Source organism: Chryseobacterium rhizosphaerae (genome assembly GCF_003385455.1).
GTDB lineage: Bacteria > Bacteroidota > Bacteroidia > Flavobacteriales > Weeksellaceae > Chryseobacterium > Chryseobacterium rhizosphaerae.
This window is the reverse complement of the sequence record NZ_QNUF01000015.1, coordinates 54,294-72,337: the sequence shown is the minus strand read 5'-3', so window position 1 is coordinate 72,337 and position 18,044 is coordinate 54,294. Positions and strand designations below refer to the sequence as shown.

Here is an 18,044-nt window from a genome sequence, read left to right as displayed (position 1 = left end):
ATTTTTTGAACTAGTTCAAAGGTCATGAACTATTCCTGTCATAATTTTGTCATATCGATTTATAACAGGGAAATAATGAAAGACACTTTTAAAAGTATTCTGACTTTATGTTTGATTTTAATTTCATTCGTATCAATGAACGCACAACAAAAAAGAAAAATGGAAAACACAGCACTATTAATTATTGACGTACAAAACGACTATTTTCCGGGAGGGAAAATGACACTGGAAGGCGCGGAAAAGGCCGCAAAAAACACGCAGGACATTCTGAAATATTTTAGGGAAAATAATCTTCCCGTGGTTCACATTATGCATATTGCCACCGATGATGGCGCTGCTTTTTTTATTCCAGATACTCACGGAGTGGAGATCAGTTCATGGGTTGCCCCAAAATCTGATGAAAAGGTTCTGGTAAAACATTTTCCGAATAGTTTCAGGGAAACGGATCTGTTGCAGTTTCTTCAGGCAAAAAAGATCAAAAATCTGGTGATTACAGGTATGATGACAGATGTATGTGTGGAATCAACCACTAGAGCTGCATTTGACTTTGGCTTTACCAATACCGTTATTGGAGATGCTACTGCAACACGAGACCGGGAATTGAACGGGCAGGTGATAAAAGCGGCAGAAGTACAAAGGTCATTTTTAGCAGGGATCTCCACATTAGGAAATCTTTACGCCAGAATTGTCAGTACAGATGATTTCTTACATGGAAAATAAGTAACGGATAACAGGGTAATAAATAAAGGTATCAATAATAATTGGTATCTTTATTTTGCTTAAACAGAATAATGCTTGATTTACTTTATCAAAACATCAGCCGGTATATAGACTTATCCGAAGAGGAATTCAGTCGGTTTGCTTCTCCATTTGAATATAAAGTCTTTAAAAAGAAAGAGATGATTCTTAAAGAAGGGGATTACTGTTCTTTTGAAGGATTTGTTGTCAGTGGATGCTGTAAAGTATATTATCTCAATGAAAACGGTTTTGAACAGACGTTGTATTTTGCGATCGAAGGATGGTGGATCACGGATATCAACAGTCTCATTAATCATGTTCCCAGCATTCTCAATATCGAAGCTCTAGAGGATAGTGAGGTTCTTATGATTTCCAAAAAGGAGAAAGAACACCTTTATGAAACAATGCCCCAGGTAGAAAAACTTTTTAGAATGATGAATCAGCAGTCATCAGTAGGATTACAGAGAAGGATTCTTTCCTTGACAGGGAAGACGGCTGATAAAAGATATGTAGAATTTTTAAAAAAATATCCGGGACTCGAACAAAAGCTTACCCAACAACAAATTGCTTCCTATTTGGGAATTACTCATGAATTCTTGAGTAAGATCAGGAAAAAAATATCCCTCGGGAAATAAATTGTAAACTCCTTTTATTTTTTATAAAACTGATGTTAATTTATTGTGTTGTAAATCAGTATTTTGTGTTTTATGTCGGTTATTTCTGAATAGAAGTTTTCAATCACCGGTATAGGTACAATGAATCTGGAATTGCTGGGTTTTAAAAATTGAATTTTTCTTAGTGCTTTTTTAGTTATTAAGAATGGTTCAAAATAAGCGAAACGGGCTTTAAAATGACAAAAAACAGCTTTTTTTAATCTCTTTGTAGTTTATCATGCTTATTTTTGCATGTCAAGTATAATTAAATCATGAAGAAGCTCCAAGATATTCTTATCTCAACCAGGACAATGGCTGTTTTGTTACTGGTGTATGCATTTGCGATGGCTTATGCAACGTTCCTAGAAAACGACTATGGAACGCCTACAGCGAAAGCATTAATTTATGAGGCCAAATGGTTTGAACTGATCATGGTCCTGCTTATTCTCAATTTCATAGGAAATATCGGCAGATACAGACTTTGGAAAAGAGAAAAGTGGCCGGTTCTTGTTTTTCACCTGGCTTTTATATTTATTTTTATGGGCGGTGCCATTACCAGATACATCAGTTTCGAAGGGCAAATGCACATCAGAGAAGGAGAAACCTCCAACGAAATCGTAACGGACAAAAATTTCTTTAAAATCCAGATCGAAGAGAAAGGGGATGTTCTTAATTATCAGGATGTACCTTATCTGATGTCTCCACTGCATAAAGATTTCAATGCAACCTATGACTTTCATGGGAAAGAAGTGAAAGTTTTTGCGAAGGAATACATCCAAAGAAAAAAAGACAGTCTGGTTGCTGAGCCGAATGGTGCAGAATACCTTCACCTGGTGTCTACAGCAAGTACGGGAAGACAGAATATTTACATCAAACCGGGAGAGACCAAGTCGATCAACGGAACTTTGGTAACATTCAACAGAGCTATTGAAGGAGCTGTGGAATTCAAAAACGAAGGTGGAAAATTATTCATCAAAACTCCAGTTGATGCAAGTTATATGACTATGGCTACTCAGGCTACCGGAAGTACAAAGAAAGATGAATTCCAGCCTTTGGCAATGAGAAGTTTATACAGTATTAATGAACTGAAACTTGTAGTGCCTGAAGGACTGAAAAAAGGAAGACTTATCGCTATTGAAGGTGATAGAAAGAAAGATGCTAGTGTTCCTGATATGCTTCAGATAGAATTACAGGGTCCAAAAACAAAGCGTTTGGTTGACCTTTCTGTAGAAAGAGGAAATCCAAATGCCTATAAGCAGGTTACCATGGATGGATTAAATATCATGGTTGGATTCGGACCTAAGGTTTACAATACTCCTTTTGCGCTGAAGTTAGAAGATTTCGTGATGGAAACTTATCCTGGAAGTTCTTCTCCAAGTGCTTATGAAAGCCATGTGAAAATTGTTGATGAAGGTAAAGAAACACCTTATAAAATTTATATGAACCACGTTCTTAACCATAAAGGATACCGTTTCTTCCAGTCGAGTTTTGATCCGGACAGAATGGGAACAGTACTTTCTGTAAACCATGATTTCTGGGGAACTCTGATCTCTTATATCGGATACGGATTATTATTCTTAGGAATGTTTGTGATCTTCTTCTGGAAGGGAACTCACTTCTGGAAATTAAATAAAATGTTGGCTGATGCCAGCAAGAAAAAAGCAAAAACAGCAGCTGTTCTTTTACTGTTTTTAAGTATAGGGATCAATGCTCAGAAAATTGAAACACACGGAACAACCGACGGAAGCAGAGAACATGTACATGTAGAAGGTGACGGGCATACTCATGCTCCGGCTCCATCTGTCCAGCCTCTTGACGGTGCTGCTCCAAAGCAGAATTCTCTGGCAACTCCGATGAATAAAATGAGATCTGTCTCTCCGGATGAAATTATTGCGAGAAACAGGATCAGCAAAGAGCATGCGGATAAATTCGGATACCTTCTGGTACAAAGTTTTGAAGGAAGAATTGTTCCTATCAATACAGTGGCATTGGATGTTTTAAGAAAACTTTACAAGAAAGATAAATTCAAAGGGACTGACGGGAAATACCTTACGGCTAACCAGTGGTTCCTATCCGTAAATACTGATACCCCAAGCTGGACAATGGTTCCCATGATTAAAGTAGGACCGAAAGGAGGGGATGAACTGAAAAATAAGACCAAAGCAGATGATGATGGATATACTTCATTAATGAACCTTTTCCCTGCAGATGCTAACGGTAATTTAACATACATTCTTGAGCATGATTATAACACTGCTTTCCGTAAAAAGCCGGCAGATCAAACAAATTATGACAAAGAAGTAATTTCTGTAAACGAAAGAGTTCAGATTTTCAACGAGTTTTTCAGTGGTCAGTTTATGAGAATTGTACCGGTGAAAAATGACGCTAACCATACATGGCATTCATGGCTGGATCAGAAGTTTGAACCGGATATGGAATCTCAGCAGGTAATGGGACCTTATTTTGCAGAAGTTCTTACCGCTCAGAAATCAGGAAACTGGAGTAAAGCAGATTCGGAACTTGCTAAACTTTCAGAATATCAGCAGAAATGGGGTAAAAGCGTTGTTCCTGCTCAATCTAAAGTAGATCTTGAGGTCTTCATGAATAAAGCGGATATTAACTTCAAATTATTAATATTTTACACCATCATAGGAGGGCTTCTTTTGATCTTAGGTTTTGTTGAATTATTCAAATCACACAAGATTTTAAATAAGGCTATTAAGATCATTATTGCAATTGGCTTAATAGGATATTTTTGTCACTTCTTAGGCCTTGTGGCAAGATGGTATATTTCAGGGCACGCACCTTGGAGTAACGGGTATGAAGCGATTATCTTTATTTCCTGGGTAGGAATTACAGCAGGACTTGTTCTTTACAGAAATTCCAATGCACTAATTCCAGCAGCCGGATTTATGGTAGCGGTAATTATGATGGGATTTGCTCATGGAGGTTCAGCTCTTGATCCACAGATTACACCATTGGTTCCTGTATTGAAATCTTACTGGTTAATTGTTCACGTAGCGATTATTACCTCCAGCTATGGATTCTTTGCACTATCGATGATCATTGCTGTGATCTCTCTGGTATTTTATATTATTTCAAATAAAGAGACCTATAAAATTCATCATGATACCACATTGAAAGAATTGGTAGTGGTTTCTGAAATGTCTCTTACTATTGGTCTTTTTGCTTTAACAGTAGGAAACTTCTTAGGAGGAATCTGGGCCAACGAATCTTGGGGAAGATACTGGAGCTGGGACCCGAAAGAAACATGGGCTTTCATCTCGATCATGGTGTACGCGTTCGTACTGCACATGAGATTAGTACCTGGGTTGAGAAGCAGATGGGCGTTCCACGTGGCAACAATGTTTGCATTCTGTTCAATGGTAATGACTTATTTTGGGGTAAATTACTACTTAAGCGGACTTCACTCTTATGCAGCAGGAGACCCGGTACCGGTACCGGCCTGGGTATACATAGGAATCGCAACAATGATTACTTTATCAGCAGTTTCTTATTTCAAGTTTAAAAAATTAACGAAGAAGTAAAAGCGGCAGACCTATAAAATCAAAATCCTGGAATTTATTTTCCGGGATTTTTTTTTACGTGCTACGAGGTGTAGAACAATGCGTGGTGCGGGTTACGTGGGAAGTGTAATATAGAACCTTCTTAAGATAGCTAGGCTTACAAATCCTGCTATTGCTTACCCAGTATGGACAACTCAGGCAATGCGGATCACGTTCCTCTGCCGTATCCCGAATTTTTGCTTTTCTTACCCCGCATCCCGCAAAAAAAAGCATTATTAATATTTGACATTCAAAAATTACGGCTATCTTTATGATATCAAAATAATATCAAATTAAAAATTCAGTTATGGAAAAAACATTAAAACCTATGTCGGGTTATATTACCTTAGTAATCTGTCTGGCTTTATTTGTCGCTTCGGTTTATTTCTTTATTTCCGGAGTTGATCAGAGTATTGCCTATGTGATTATTGCGATGTTTTGCTTTTTACTTTCATGCTTCTTCCTGAAAGGACTCATGATTATTCAACCTAATCACTCCAGGGTGTTAAACTTTTTTGGAAAATATGTGGGTTCAGTAAAAGAAAACGGACTGTTTTTTATCAATCCTCTGTATTCGTCACAGAAAATATCATTGCGTTCAGAAAATTTGCAGGGACAAACCTTGAAAGTCAATGATAAAATGGGAAATCCGATTGAAATTGCAGTAGTAATCGTATGGAAAGTAGGAGATACTTATAAAGCGGCTTTTGACGTTGAACGCTATTCGGATTTTGTGAAAATGCAGAGTGAAGCAGCAGTACGACATTTGGCCATGAGTTTTCCTTATGACAATTTGGAGGACGACCATGCCCCGATTACTTTAAGAGAAGGTGGTGAAAAGATCAATTCTATTTTGGAACAGGAGCTTACAGACCGTCTTTCAAAAGCAGGAATTGTCATTCAGGAAGCAAGGATCTCCCATTTGGCGTATGCATCAGAAATCGCAGGAGCAATGCTTCAAAGACAACAGGCTACTGCCATTGTTGCAGCGAGAACCAAAATTGTAGAAGGAGCCGTAGGTATGGTTGATCTTGCCTTGAAAAAGCTTTCTGAAGGTAATATCGTTGAACTTGATGACGAAAGAAAAGCCGCAATGGTAAGTAATTTAATGGTGGTTTTGTGTGGTGAAAAAGCGGCAACCCCAATATTAAATGCAGGCACCCTGTATAACTAAAATATTAATAATTTCCAGGTTTATTGGGAAGCTATAAACAATGAACCTGGAAAATAAATCTTCACGCATCTTGCGTTAAAAAACAAGAAAAATGAAATCAGAAAAAGCTCAAAACTCTTCCGAAGGCAAAGGTAAAAAATCCTTTGTCATAAGGATAGATGAGTCTACTTATAAACTCCTGGAAAAATGGGCCAATGATGAATTCAGAAGTGTAAACGGACAGATTGAATACTTACTGCATCAGAAACTGGTCGATTCGGGAAGGAAGAAGAAGGAATAGTTTATATTTATTATAACTATTCAATTAACTTTATTATAAAAAGAAAGCTGAGAATTTTTCTCAGCTTTCTTTTTATATGTATTATCAATTATCTTACCCGAACATCGTTGAAAAATATTTGGTAATAACGTTCCAAAAATTCTTTCCAAGAAAATAAATTAAAGTAGAGGTAATGATCCCTTTTACGGTGAAAAATATAATTCCCCCGACGCCAAAGCGTTTCACCCATTGTTTCCACTTTGAATTGTCTTTTTGTTTTGAAAAATCTTCTTTTGATGTATTATTCTCCATTTCCGAATGTCAAAATTTTACCCTACAAAGATAAGCATGTTTATAATTAGTCCAAATAAAAAACAAGTTAAAAATTAAAGTTTTGAGGTTCGCATAATATTTTTATCTTTAGAGAGAACGAAAAGTAAGATTTTATGTCAAAAAAAGTAAAGGATTTCGGAATCGAAACAACACTCAAAAACCTTGGTATTAAAGAAGAAAATAAAGGGACTTCAGTGGGCGGAAAATATTTCGCTTCAGGAAAGACAATAGAAAGTATCTCTCCTGTAGACGGTAAATTAATCGCTAAAGTAAAGACTTCCGGAGAAAGTGATTATGACAAAGTAATTGAGACTGCTCAAAAGGCATTTCAGGAATTCAGAATGATCCCGGCTCCTAAAAGAGGAGAAATTGTAAGACAACTGGGTCTGAAGTTACGAGAATATAAAGATGATCTTGGAAAACTGGTTTCCTATGAAATGGGTAAATCATTACAGGAAGGTCTTGGAGAAGTACAGGAAATGATTGATATCTGTGATTTTGCTGTGGGACTTTCCAGACAGCTTCAGGGATATACGATGCACTCAGAGAGACCAGGACACAGAATGTATGAGCAATACCATCCGCTAGGTGTGGTAGGAATCATCACAGCATTCAACTTTCCGGTGGCTGTATGGTCATGGAACACTGCATTGGCATGGATCTGTGGTAACGTTACCATCTGGAAGCCATCTGAAAAAACACCACTGTGTGCGATTGCATGTCAGAATATCATGAATGAAGTTTTAAAGGAAAATAATCTTCCTGAAGGAGTTTCAAGTGTATTGGTGTCAGACCATGAGATCGGACAGAAACTGGTAGATGATAAGAGAGTAGCTTTAGTATCTTTCACAGGGTCTACAAGAGTAGGAAGAATGGTTTCTTCTAAAGTAGCAGAAAGATTCGGAAAATCTATCCTTGAGCTGGGAGGTAACAATGCAATTATCATTACGAAAGAAGCAGATATCGATATGTCTATTATCGGAGCGGTTTTCGGAGCCGTAGGAACAGCCGGTCAGAGATGTACTTCCACAAGAAGACTGATTATCCACGAGAGTGTGTATAATGAAGTGAAAACAAGATTGACAAAAGCTTATGGTCAGTTAAAGATCGGAAACCCATTGGATGAGAAAAACCATGTAGGTCCTTTAATTGATACTGATGCGGTGAATCAATATGAAGAAGCTATCAAAAAATGTAAAAAAGAAGGCGGAAAATTTGTTGTTGAAGGAGGTGTATTAACCGGGAAAGAGTATGAATCAGGATGCTACGTAAAACCTTGCGTTGCCGAAGTGAAAAATTCTTATGAGATTGTACAGCATGAAACTTTTGCCCCGATTTTATATTTGATCAAATACAAAACCCTGGAAGAAGCCATTGCTATTCAAAATGATGTTCCTCAGGGATTATCTTCAGCGATTATGACTCAAAACCTTAGAGAGGCAGAATTATTCCTTTCCCATGCAGGTTCAGACTGTGGTATTGCTAACGTAAATATTGGAACTTCAGGTGCTGAAATCGGAGGTGCTTTCGGTGGAGAAAAAGAAACCGGAGGAGGAAGAGAATCAGGATCTGATGCCTGGAAGTACTATATGAGAAGACAAACCAATACTATAAATTACACAGCTCAACTTCCTTTAGCACAAGGGATTAAATTTGACTTATAAAAGCTTTACTTAAAGCATACAAAAAAACAAAAATAAAAATTAATAACCTGAATGATAGTAGTTTCATTCTGTGATGCTCTAACCATTCATTTATTAAATCACACATCAATTTATTATGGAACAAACATTAGATATAAAGGCAAATAAAGTAAAAGAAACAGTAGGAAAACACGTTTTGGCGGATGGGTTTGACTTCGTGATGGACATTGAAAAATCTCACGGATCATGGCTTTACGACAAACTTACAGACAGAGAATATCTGGATATGTTCTCTATGTTTGCATCAGCTTCCGTAGGATATAACCACCCTTATCTGGTAGAAAGATCAGAGTGGTTAGGAAGAATGGCTGTCAACAAACCTACTTTAGCAGATGTTTACTCCGAAGAATATGCTCATTTCTTAGAAGTATTTGAAAGAGTAGTTATTCCTGAAGAATTACAATATGCTTTCTTTATCGAAGGCGGAACTTTAGGGGTTGAAAATGCTTTAAAGGCATGTTTCGACTGGAAGACCCGTAAAAACTTTGCAAAAGGACTTCAGACTGAAGCCGGAATCTGTATCCATTTCAGACAGGCTTTCCACGGAAGAAGCGGTTATACTTTAAGCTTAACCAACACTTCAGACCCAAGAAAATACCAATATTTTCCTTTATTTGACTGGCCAAGAATCCTAAATCCGAAATTATCATTCCCGATCACGGAAGAAAATCTGGAAGAAACCATTAAAAATGAAAAGCTTGCTTTATTACAAATTGAAGAAGCTATTTTGATGAATCCGGATAAAGTGGCTTGTATCATCATAGAGCCTATCCAGGCAGAAGGAGGGGATAACCATTTCAGAGACGAATTCTTATTAGGCCTAAGACAGCTTTGTGATCAAAATGAAATCTTACTTATTTTTGATGAAGTTCAGACCGGTATTGCCATTACAGGAAAAATGTGGGCTTTCCAGCATTTTACTGCAAAACCTGATATTATTTCTTTTGGTAAAAAAGCACAGGTTTGTGGAGTTTTAGCCAATAAAGAAAAATTTGATGAAGTTCCTAATAATGTATTCAGAGAAAGCTCAAGAATCAACTCTACTTTCGGAGGTAACTTTATCGATATGCTTCGTTTCCAATTGGTAATGGAGGTTATTGAAAAAGAAAATCTTGTAGAAAATGCCAGAGTCGTAGGAGACTTTTTGCTGGATAGCCTGAAAGCTCTTGCTGAGAAATATCCTGAGAAAATTTCCAATGCAAGAGGAAGAGGATTGATGTGCGCCATTGATCTTCCATCAGCCGGAGACCGAAATAAAATGATGAGTGAACTCTTCAATGACGGATTGATCATTTTACCATGCGGTGACCAGTCTTTACGCTTCAGACCTCACCTGAATGTTACTAAAGAAGAAATTCAGTTGGCACTGGATAAAATAGAAAACAATATTAACAAAATTTAAAACTAGGATTTGTAATTTTCAAAAAATCATTGTATATTTAGATACTCAAACAATATAGAATATGGAAAGAAGCACGAGAGTATCGGTTTTTGAAAGTGATAACCCTTCAGAAATTCAGTTGGTTAAGTCTAAATTGGATGATGCGCAAATTACAAACACAGTTGAAAATAATTATCTTACATTTACCACAACTCCCACGGCTACGTCGTTAAAAGTAATGGTAGATCTGCAGGATGAAAAAAGAGCATTTGAAATTGTAGATGCTTACCTTCAACAAAGTGAAAATCAATAAAACAATTTCATAATTTTAAATTTTACTACTTCGAACCGAAAATTAATTTTAATTAGTTTTCGGTTTTTTAATTAGCTGCTAATTATTAAAAAAAATAAAAATCATCAAAGGATTGAAAGAACAAAACCTTGATTTTTAATCCTTTATTTCAAAAATTAAAGAACAATGAATCCAGAAATTACACTCAGAAAAGCGGAAATTGAAGACAGATATATTATTTGGGGAATTATCCAGCAGTCTATTGAAAGAAGAAGACAGGATGGGAGCACACAATGGCAAAATGGATATCCTAACCTGGGAACGGTAGAAAGTGATATTGCCAAGGGTTTTGGATATGTTCTTACAGTAGATGGCGAAATTGCAGTCTTTGCTGCTTTGATTTTAAACGATGAACCTGCTTACAGTACCATTGAAGGAGCCTGGCTGAGTGATGGAGAATTTGTGGTAGTGCACAGAATTGCAGTAGATGAAAAGTTTGCAGGGCAGGGAATGGTGAAAAAACTTTTCGACCATATTGAAGATTTTACAAGATCCCATGAAATTCAGAGTGTAAAAGTAGATACGAATTACGATAATATTGCCATGTTGAAAATTCTGGAAGGCAAAGGATATTCCTATTGTGGAGAGGTGCTTTTGAAAGACGGAATGAGAAAAGCTTTTGAGAAGATTATAATTTAAGCCAAAAGTTAAATCAACTTTCATTGAATTTTTAAAAGAAACTGTATTTATAATCTCTATCATCTTTGTTCGTTTAGTTCTGAACTAATTTCTACTTTTGTTTAAATTTTTATAACATGCACCAAAGTATAGAAATTGATGAAAGAATATTTCAGGATGCTGTAAAGTTTTATGGCTTTCTTTTCAACATACCCCCATTAGCCTCAAAAATCTATTCCTACCTTCTTTTTGACTATGAGAAAGTAGGAATTACTTTTGACGAGTTTGTGGAAGTGCTTTCTGCAAGCAAAAGCTCCGTGTCCACAAGTATTTCATTACTTCTCAATATGCAGCTTATCGTAGACCACAACAAGATGGATGAGAGGAAAAGGTATTTTTTCACCAATGATGAATATAAGAAAATCCGATTCGAAAAAGTTGTCCAAAAGATGCAGGACGAATTGAAATTATTAGATGATTTAAACAATTTTAAAAAAAATAAAGACGATGAATACAACGAAAGAATAGAAGCCTATAAAGCACTACTTAATAAAAACATACAAAATATTCAGGAATCTCTTAATAAACTATAAAATGAATAATAAGCTAGTTATACTTTCCATTGCAGCGTTTTCACTGACTGCCTGCAAAAAAGAAGCTCCGAAACAGGATGGTGCCAAGCCTTATCCTGTTATTTCTGTGGAGGCAAAAAATATAGTGGGTTATCAGACGTTTCCGGCTACCATTCAGGGTAGGGTAAACAATGATGTGCGTGCAAAAATACAGGGTTATATCACCCAGCTATTGGTAGATGAAGGACAATATGTTACTAAGGGACAGCCTTTGTTTCGTCTGGAAACCAATATTCTGACTGAAAATGCAGCAGCATCCAAAGCAGGAATTGGTGCCGCAGAATCTACTATTGCAGCGGCTCAGGCTTCAGTAAATGCAGCTCAGCTTGAAGTCAACAAGCTAAAGCCACTGGTTCAGAAAAATATCATCAGTAACATTCAGCTCCAGACAGCTCAGGCCAACCTGGCTCAGGCTCAGGCACAGCTGCAGCAGGCCAATGCGGCAAAAAGACAGGCTGTGGCCAATTACAAAGGGGTAGAGGCTAACATCGACTATTCTATCATCCGTGCGCCTATTTCAGGGGTTATCGGTAAACTTCCATTGAAAGTGGGGAGCTTGGTAGGACCGTCTGATCAGACTCCTCTGACTACTATTTCTGATACCTCTCAGATCTTTGCCTACTTTGCCATGAATGAAAAAGAATATTTTGATTTCCTTGAAAAATCTCCAGGAGCTTCTATGCCTGAGAAAATTAAAAACTTACCCATGGTTGAGCTTCAGCTAGCCAATGGAAGTCTTTATCCTGAAAAAGGAAAAATTGAAGCCATTACCGGTCAGATTGATCCTACAACAGGAACCATTCAGTTCAGGGTTGCTTTTTCTAATGCTCAGAAACTTTTAAGTAATGGTAACAGTGGAACCATCAGATTCCCACAACGATATGATGACGTATTGGTTGTTCCTGAAAGTGCTACCTACGAACAACAAGGTATTGTTTACGTATATAAAGTAGAAAAAGATACCGCTAAAAATGTTGTGATTAATGTGATTGACAGAATCGACAATATGGCTCTTATAAAATCAGGAGTTAATAAAGGAGAAGTCATAGTAGCTGCTGGTATCGGAGGTCTTAAACCGGGAACTGCCGTGAAGCCGAAACCAATCAAAATGGATAGTCTTGTTCAATCAATAAAACCGAAATTCTAATGATAAAAAACTTTATTAACAGACCGGTTTTATCTACCGTAATCTCAATTTTGATTGTGATTCTCGGTATTTTAGGACTTGTCTCGTTACCGGTTACACAGTATCCGGATATTGCACCACCTACAGTGAGTGTTTCCGCGAACTATACGGGAGCCAATGCTGAGACGGTGATGAAAAGTGTAGTGGTACCTTTGGAAGAGCAGATCAACGGGGTGGAAGGTATGGATTATATCACTTCCAGTGCTGGAAACGACGGTTCTGCCCAGATCCAGGTTTTCTTCAAACAAGGAATAGACCCGGATATTGCGGCAGTAAACGTACAGAATCGTGTGGCCAGAGCAACCCCTTTATTACCTTCTGAAGTAACACGTTCAGGGGTTGTAACGCAAAAGCAGCAAACCAGTGCCTTGATGTATATGTCTTTCTATTCCGAAAATAAGGATCTGGATGACGTTTACCTTCAGAACTTTTTGAATATTAACATTATTCCAAACCTGAAAAGGGTAAATGGTGTAGGAGATGCCAACGTTTTCGGAGGTAAAAACTACTCGATGAGAATCTGGTTGGATCCTGCAAAAATGGCTGCCTACAGTGTAACACCTACAGATGTTACCAATGCGATCAACGAGCAGAGTAGAGAAGCTGCAGCGGGTTCTATTGGCCAGAACAGCGGAAGCTCTTTCGAGTATATCATCAAGTATGTAGGTAAATTCAACGATAAAGAACAGTATGATAATATCATCATAAAATCTCTTGCAAACGGACAAAACCTAATGTTGAAGGATGTAGCCAAAGTAGAGCTGGCAGGTCAGTCATACACAGGAATCGGGGAGAATGGAAATTCACCTTCCATCAGTATGGGGATCTTCCAGACGCCAGGTTCCAATGCCCAGGAGATTATTAAAAATATCAAAACGTATCTGAAATCAGCTGAGGGAACTTTTCCAAAGGGGGTAAAGTATACTTTTAACTTTGATACCAACGAATTCCTTGAAGCTTCTATTGAAAAGGTAGTACATACCCTGATCGAAGCTTTCATTCTGGTATTTATTGTAGTGTATATTTTCCTTCAGGATTTCAGATCTACACTGATTCCGGCCATCGCGGTTCCGGTATCTATTGTAGGAGCGTTCTTCTTCCTGAATCTTTTCGGATATTCACTAAACCTGTTAACTCTTTTTGCCTTGGTACTGGCTATCGGTATTGTGGTGGATGATGCCATCGTCGTCGTCGAGGCCGTTCATGCCAAGATGGAACATGGTATTTCCGATGCTAAAAAAGCGACGGTAGAAGCAATGGATGAGATTACAGGAGCTATTATTTCTATTACTTTGGTAATGGCAGCGGTATTTATTCCGGTGACGTTTATTACTGGACCTACAGGGGTATTCTACCAACAGTTTGGTATTACGCTGATTATAGCCATCATCATTTCAGCTATTAACGCATTAACCCTGAGTCCGGTTTTATGTTCATTATTCTTAAAACCTCACGCAGAGCATCATGCAGAGTATAAAAACTTAAACCTGTTACAGAAGTTCTTCTATAAGTTTAATATTGCTTTTAAAACAACTACTGAACGTTACGGAAGAGGATTTGTGTTTCTGTTAAGACATAAATGGGTAACCCTGATTATTTTTGCTGTTACCGGAGGGATCTTATTCTGGGCAAGCAGCAGTATGAAAAAAGGGTTTGTACCTACAGAAGACAGAGGGATTATCTTTACAGATGTTCAGCTTCCTCCGGGAGCTTCTATGGAAAGAACTTATAACGCATTGAAAACACTTCAGGCTAAAGCATTAAAAGTTCCGGGAGTACAAAATGTAACGATTTCTACAGGACGAGGATTCTTATCCGGAAACGGAAGTAACAATGGTCTTGCCTTTGTTAAACTAAAACCATTTGAAGAAAGAAAAAAAGACGGACAGACTTCTGAAGATATTACTAAGAAATTATTTGGAATTGTAGGATCTGTTCCTGATGCCAAAGTTGTATTCTTTCAACCGCCAAGTGTACCGGGATTTGGTAACAGTGCAGGTTTTGAAATGGTATTGCTGGACAAATCAGGTGGGGAATATGCTGATCTGGATGATAAAACCAATGAATTTATCGGTAAGCTGATGCAGAGACCGGAAATTCAATTTGCTCAGACTTCATTCAATACAAAATATCCTCAGTATCAAATGGACATCAATGTTCCGTTAGCAAAACAGCTTGGGGTTTCCGTAAGTGATATCCTGGCTACTATGCAGGGGTATATAGGAGGTGTCTATACTGCTGACTTTACAAAATACGGAAAACAGTTCAGAGTAATGGTTCAGGCTCTTCCGGATAATAGAAAAAGTATTGATAACCTGAACGAGCTGTATGTTAAAACAGGTTCTGGGGTAATGTCTCCGATCTCACAGTTTGTTACGCTTACAAAAGCATACGGACCACAGTCGGTAAGCCGTTATAACCTGTTTACCTCAGTGAAGGTAACGGGGGCAAACTCTGAAGGATATAGTTCCGGAGATGCCATTACCGCTGTACAGCAGGTAGCCAATGAAACCCTGAATCAAAACTATGCAGTAGAATTTACCGGGTTGACCAGAGAAGAATTGAATTCAGGATCTCAGACGCTTCTTATTTTTGGGCTTAGTTTGATCTTCGTTTACTTTATCCTTTCTGCGCAGTATGAAAGCTATATTCTTCCGCTGATTGTTATTATTTCTCTTCCTCTTGGGGTAATGGGAGCTTACTTCGGACAGAAGATTATGGGCTTGGAAAATAATATTTATTTCCAGATTGCCCTGATCATGCTCGTGGGACTACTGGCGAAAAACGCGATTCTTATTGTCGAATTTGCTGTTCAGAGAAGACATCATGGTGAAACGATTGTCATGTCTGCCATCAATGCAGCTAAAGCCAGAGTAAGACCTATTCTAATGACATCTTTTGCCTTTATCTTCGGTTTACTGCCGTTAGTTCTTGCAAGTGGAATCGGGGCAGTGGGTAACAGATCAATTGCAACAGGAGCCGCTATTGGACTATTGATAGGAACTATTTTAGGATTATTTGTAATTCCTGTTCTGTATGTGATCTTTGAAACACTGCAGGAAAAAATTAAACCTCTCAAAAAAGAAGATATCAATTTAGCAGAATAAAAATAATGATTTAGAAAAGAGAAGTTAGACACTGGCTATCCGGCTAAAAACTAACTTCTCATTTCTGGATTCTAACTTCTAATTTTAAATAATGAAGAGTTTATTAAACATCATAAAAGGAATAACTTTTTCAGTTTTCATACTGGGAGCCATTACATCCTGTATGGCCAGAAAAGATTATGAAAGGCCGAAGAACGTTGTGGACGAAAAGCTTTTCCGTACAGATATGCTTCCTGCTGACAGTACCAATATTGCAGATATTTCGTGGAAGGAAATCTTTACAGATCCGGTACTTCAGGGACATATCTCTAAAGCTTTAGAGAATAACCTGGATATCAGGATTGCTTTACAAAGCATCAGTTCTGCGGAAGCTTACCTGAAACAAAGTAAAGCTGCTTATCAGCCTACCGTTTCTATTGGTCCTAACTATACTTTCCAGACTCAGTCTATCAACACGCAGTTTGGACAGATCATTGGAGACCGAAGATATGTTAATCAGTTTGATATTACAGCAAGTATTGGCTGGGAAGCAGATATTTGGGGTAAGCTGAAAGCTCAGGAAAAAGCACAGCTGGCTACTTATTTAGGCACAGTTGCTGCACATAAAGCAGTAAAAAGCAGCCTTGTTGCTTCTATTGCTTCTGCGTACTATCAGCTGTTGACTTTCGATGCTCAGAAAAAGATCATTACAGAAACTATTGACGTACGTGAGAAAAACTTAGAAACAACAAAAGCTTTGAAAATTTCTGGAACTGTTACAGAAGTGGCGGTACAGCAAAGTGAAGCCCTTGTTTTTAATGCAAAATCTCTATTGATTGATATCGATACACAGATCCAATCCCTTGAAAATACAATGAGTCTTCTCATGGGGGAACCTTCTCACGCTATTGCAAGATCTACACTGGAAAACCAGAATCTTCCTATTGACTTAAGATTAGGATATCCGACTCAGCTACTGGCTAACCGCCCGGATGTTATGAGAGCAGAGTATAATCTGATGAATGCTTTTGAATTGACCAATTCAGCTAAAGCTCAGTTTTATCCTACTTTAAAGATCACCGGAAGCGGAGGGCTTCAGTCTGTAGATATCGACCACCTGTTCAGTGTAAACTCATTGTTTGCCAATGTGGTGGCAGGGTTGGCTCAGCCTATTTTAAATAAGAGACAGATCAAGACAAACTATGATGTGAGTCTTGCCAATCAGGAAACGGCTTATTTAAACTTTAGAAAAACTGTGCTTACTGCAGGAAAAGAAGTTTCTGATGCCATCAGGGTATATTCTGTACAGGATTCTTTTATTGAATTAAAACAAAAAGAATTGGATGCCTACAAAAAATCAGTTGATTATTCTCAGGAATTGGTAAACTACGGTATGGCAAACTATCTTGAAGTTTTAAATGCAAGTGTGAATTCACTGAATGCGGAGCTTAATATCTCCAATGCACGATACAATAAAATGAAAGCTGGCGTAGAGCTTTATCAGGCTTTAGGCGGAGGCTGGAAATAATTTATATATCCTTTGAAAAAAAAGAGTTGCAGTTTTCCTGCAACTCTTTTTTTTGTTCATATCCCGATTACCACCATTCTCCGTTAAAGAGCATGTAGGAATCCGGATCATCCGGGCAAAAGCCGATACCACATTCAAAAAAAGTAGCCAGGCCGTTCGTTAAGGCCAGTAAAAAACAGATTCCAAAAGCCAGATTAGCTAATACCTTGAAACCAGGAGTAAGCTGATGATTTTCTTTTTTTTCAAATTGACCTGAAGACAGAAGCAAAAGCGCAATAGCCAGTATGCCGGAGAGAAAGGCAACAAGCGCCCAGCTATAAAGATGCATCCCCAATACAGGAGTTCCAAAACCATGGTCAGTGGGGCTTGGGCATACGTGGAGTAATATCTGTCGATAAGAAATTCCAGCTCCCAGCAATGCACTCAGGATAGACAACCCATAGTGTGCTGAACTAAATCCAAATCTGAGGTTTAAAAAGAGCCCAAACATAAGTCCAAAGAAACATAGCCGTTGTAATAAACATAAAGGACATGGATATTCATGCATTACAAACTGAAAATAATAAGCACCTGATAAAATAGCGGAAACGATTATTATTCCCAGGAAATTGATGTAGGCAATATTTTGATTATTCATAATAGTGTTTTTTAAAATTGAAGATTCAGTTCATTTGTTATATGATACTTTGCTGCTACAATAACAAGTAAAATACTTACTACGAATAAAATTATTGCCGGTTTTCTGCGATTTTTCCAGCCTAGCCAGAATGCTAGCGCGAATGTTAAAAAAGGTAATGTCATCATAATGTGAATTTTTATTTGTTAAATATAAAAG

Annotated in this window: 16 protein-coding genes; 13 read left to right on the top strand and 3 right to left on the bottom strand. The window is 37.7% G+C overall.

The window, feature by feature from the left end:
• Window positions 1–159 precede the first annotated feature (159 nt).
• The 5 genes from DRF57_RS13800 to DRF57_RS13780 all read left to right on the top strand — a co-directional run bounded on the left by DRF57_RS13800 (window position 160) and on the right by DRF57_RS13780 (window position 6,411).
• Window positions 160–720 carry a cysteine hydrolase family protein gene (locus tag DRF57_RS13800; protein WP_228450242.1) on the top strand — a complete coding sequence of 187 codons (561 nt, stop codon included), beginning with the start codon at window positions 160–162 and terminating at the stop codon, window positions 718–720.
• A gap of 71 nt (window positions 721–791) precedes the next feature.
• Window positions 792–1,373 (top strand): Crp/Fnr family transcriptional regulator, encoded by a 582-nt coding sequence (locus tag DRF57_RS13795; RefSeq protein WP_115919117.1) that lies wholly within the window; start codon window positions 792–794, stop codon window positions 1,371–1,373.
• A gap of 290 nt (window positions 1,374–1,663) precedes the next feature.
• Entirely contained in the window at window positions 1,664–4,939 is a 3,276-nt protein-coding gene (gene ccsA / locus DRF57_RS13790) for a cytochrome c biogenesis protein CcsA (protein ID WP_115919115.1), read from the top strand.
• A gap of 325 nt (window positions 4,940–5,264) precedes the next feature.
• Window positions 5,265–6,131, top strand: coding sequence for an SPFH domain-containing protein (locus tag DRF57_RS13785; protein ID WP_047495968.1), 867 nt, complete (start codon window positions 5,265–5,267; stop codon window positions 6,129–6,131).
• Between the two features lie 91 nt (window positions 6,132–6,222).
• Entirely contained in the window at window positions 6,223–6,411 is a 189-nt protein-coding gene (locus DRF57_RS13780; RefSeq protein WP_047495965.1) for a hypothetical protein, read from the top strand.
• A gap of 93 nt (window positions 6,412–6,504) precedes the next feature.
• Here DRF57_RS13780 and DRF57_RS13775 read toward each other — a convergent pair whose 3' ends face one another.
• Window positions 6,505–6,702, bottom strand: a complete 198-nt coding sequence (locus DRF57_RS13775) for a hypothetical protein (RefSeq protein ID WP_047495961.1) — start codon at window positions 6,700–6,702, stop codon at window positions 6,505–6,507.
• A 134-nt stretch (window positions 6,703–6,836) separates the two neighbouring features.
• On the opposite strand from DRF57_RS13775, the gene amaB reads away from it, so the two are divergent.
• The 8 genes from amaB to DRF57_RS13735 all read left to right on the top strand — a co-directional run bounded on the left by amaB (window position 6,837) and on the right by DRF57_RS13735 (window position 17,209).
• The gene (gene amaB, locus DRF57_RS13770) at window positions 6,837–8,387 is read left to right on the top strand and encodes an L-piperidine-6-carboxylate dehydrogenase (RefSeq protein ID WP_047495959.1); all 1,551 of its coding nucleotides are present in this window, start codon (window positions 6,837–6,839) and stop codon (window positions 8,385–8,387) included.
• A 115-nt stretch (window positions 8,388–8,502) separates the two neighbouring features.
• The gene (lat, locus tag DRF57_RS13765) at window positions 8,503–9,828 is read left to right on the top strand and encodes an L-lysine 6-transaminase (protein ID WP_084084431.1); all 1,326 of its coding nucleotides are present in this window, start codon (window positions 8,503–8,505) and stop codon (window positions 9,826–9,828) included.
• 61 nt (window positions 9,829–9,889) lie between these two features.
• Complete coding sequence (locus DRF57_RS13760) at window positions 9,890–10,120, top strand: DUF2007 domain-containing protein (protein WP_047495952.1); 231 nt, start codon at window positions 9,890–9,892, stop codon at window positions 10,118–10,120.
• Between the two features lie 165 nt (window positions 10,121–10,285).
• A complete protein-coding gene (locus DRF57_RS13755) occupies window positions 10,286–10,798 on the top strand; it encodes a GNAT family N-acetyltransferase (protein ID WP_115919113.1) in 513 nt (170 codons plus the stop codon).
• A 116-nt stretch (window positions 10,799–10,914) separates the two neighbouring features.
• On the top strand, window positions 10,915–11,370 hold the full coding sequence (locus DRF57_RS13750) for a transcriptional regulator (RefSeq protein WP_047495947.1): 456 nt from the start codon (window positions 10,915–10,917) through the stop codon (window positions 11,368–11,370).
• Between the two features lies 1 nt (window position 11,371).
• Entirely contained in the window at window positions 11,372–12,556 is a 1,185-nt protein-coding gene (locus DRF57_RS13745; protein ID WP_115919111.1) for an efflux RND transporter periplasmic adaptor subunit, read from the top strand.
• Window positions 12,556–15,702, top strand: a complete 3,147-nt coding sequence (locus DRF57_RS13740; RefSeq protein WP_047495942.1) for an efflux RND transporter permease subunit — start codon at window positions 12,556–12,558, stop codon at window positions 15,700–15,702. The genes DRF57_RS13745 and DRF57_RS13740 overlap by 1 nt, the downstream gene beginning before the upstream one ends.
• Window positions 15,703–15,793: 91 nt before the next feature.
• A complete protein-coding gene (locus DRF57_RS13735) occupies window positions 15,794–17,209 on the top strand; it encodes a TolC family protein (RefSeq protein ID WP_052188800.1) in 1,416 nt (471 codons plus the stop codon).
• Between the two features lie 67 nt (window positions 17,210–17,276).
• Here the strand turns inward: DRF57_RS13735 and DRF57_RS13730 are convergent, their stop codons facing one another.
• The gene (locus DRF57_RS13730) at window positions 17,277–17,846 is read right to left on the bottom strand and encodes a disulfide bond formation protein B (RefSeq protein ID WP_084084429.1); all 570 of its coding nucleotides are present in this window, start codon (window positions 17,844–17,846) and stop codon (window positions 17,277–17,279) included.
• A gap of 11 nt (window positions 17,847–17,857) precedes the next feature.
• Window positions 17,858–18,010, bottom strand: a complete 153-nt coding sequence (locus DRF57_RS24225) for a DUF5993 family protein (RefSeq protein WP_373866355.1) — start codon at window positions 18,008–18,010, stop codon at window positions 17,858–17,860.
• Window positions 18,011–18,044 lie beyond the last annotated feature (34 nt).

Bases quoted from the DNA above. Each gene is read 5' to 3' on its own strand.
- DRF57_RS13800 (WP_228450242.1), top strand. From the start codon at position 160: ATGGAAAACACAGCACTATTAATTATTGACGTACAAAACGACTATTTT.
- DRF57_RS13795 (WP_115919117.1), top strand. From the start codon at position 792: ATGCTTGATTTACTTTATCAAAACATCAGCCGGTATATAGACTTATCC.
- ccsA (WP_115919115.1), top strand. From the start codon at position 1,664: ATGAAGAAGCTCCAAGATATTCTTATCTCAACCAGGACAATGGCTGTT.
- DRF57_RS13785 (WP_047495968.1), top strand. From the start codon at position 5,265: ATGGAAAAAACATTAAAACCTATGTCGGGTTATATTACCTTAGTAATC.
- DRF57_RS13780 (WP_047495965.1), top strand. From the start codon at position 6,223: ATGAAATCAGAAAAAGCTCAAAACTCTTCCGAAGGCAAAGGTAAAAAA.
- DRF57_RS13775 (WP_047495961.1), bottom strand. From the start codon at position 6,702: ATGGAGAATAATACATCAAAAGAAGATTTTTCAAAACAAAAAGACAAT.
- amaB (WP_047495959.1), top strand. From the start codon at position 6,837: ATGTCAAAAAAAGTAAAGGATTTCGGAATCGAAACAACACTCAAAAAC.
- lat (WP_084084431.1), top strand. From the start codon at position 8,503: ATGGAACAAACATTAGATATAAAGGCAAATAAAGTAAAAGAAACAGTA.
- DRF57_RS13760 (WP_047495952.1), top strand. From the start codon at position 9,890: ATGGAAAGAAGCACGAGAGTATCGGTTTTTGAAAGTGATAACCCTTCA.
- DRF57_RS13755 (WP_115919113.1), top strand. From the start codon at position 10,286: ATGAATCCAGAAATTACACTCAGAAAAGCGGAAATTGAAGACAGATAT.
- DRF57_RS13750 (WP_047495947.1), top strand. From the start codon at position 10,915: ATGCACCAAAGTATAGAAATTGATGAAAGAATATTTCAGGATGCTGTA.
- DRF57_RS13745 (WP_115919111.1), top strand. From the start codon at position 11,372: ATGAATAATAAGCTAGTTATACTTTCCATTGCAGCGTTTTCACTGACT.
- DRF57_RS13740 (WP_047495942.1), top strand. From the start codon at position 12,556: ATGATAAAAAACTTTATTAACAGACCGGTTTTATCTACCGTAATCTCA.
- DRF57_RS13735 (WP_052188800.1), top strand. From the start codon at position 15,794: ATGAAGAGTTTATTAAACATCATAAAAGGAATAACTTTTTCAGTTTTC.
- DRF57_RS13730 (WP_084084429.1), bottom strand. From the start codon at position 17,846: ATGAATAATCAAAATATTGCCTACATCAATTTCCTGGGAATAATAATC.
- DRF57_RS24225 (WP_373866355.1), bottom strand. From the start codon at position 18,010: ATGACATTACCTTTTTTAACATTCGCGCTAGCATTCTGGCTAGGCTGG.